Source organism: Streptomyces sp. CHD11 (assembly GCF_018638295.1).
Taxonomy (GTDB): Bacteria; Actinomycetota; Actinomycetes; order Streptomycetales; family Streptomycetaceae; genus Streptomyces.
Genome location: NZ_JABTTS010000156.1, coordinates 1 through 336 on the forward strand (window position 1 = coordinate 1; position 336 = coordinate 336).

Annotated in this window: 1 pseudogene; it reads left to right on the forward strand. The window is 75.9% G+C overall.

Going from position 1 to position 336, the window contains the following annotated elements:
• Window positions 1-336: pseudogene (locus HTV45_RS33570) on the forward strand (amino acid permease); the annotation flags it as partial.

The following is a 336-nucleotide window of genomic DNA, read 5'->3' on the forward strand; positions in this document are numbered from 1 at the left end:
CCCGGCGTGGATGTCGCGCGGCAGCGTCGCGGGCCAGGTCCCCCGCCGCAGCCTCGCAGTCGTCTCCGCGCTCTCCTTCCTCGCCCTGTTCGCCGTCAGCGTCTCGGGCCTCGGCACCGAGCCCCTGGTGCTCCTCACCACCGGCGCGGTCGTCGCCGTCTACGCGGTCGGCGTGGCCGCCGCCGTCAAGCTGCTCCCCAAGGGCACCAAGGGCCGCGGCTCCGCCCTGGGCGCCTCCGTCGCCGTCGTCGCCCTGCTGGTCATGGCCGGGGTCTACCTGCTCTGGCCGCTCGCCGTGGCCGGGACCGCCCTGCTGTACCTGCGGCTCAACCGCGA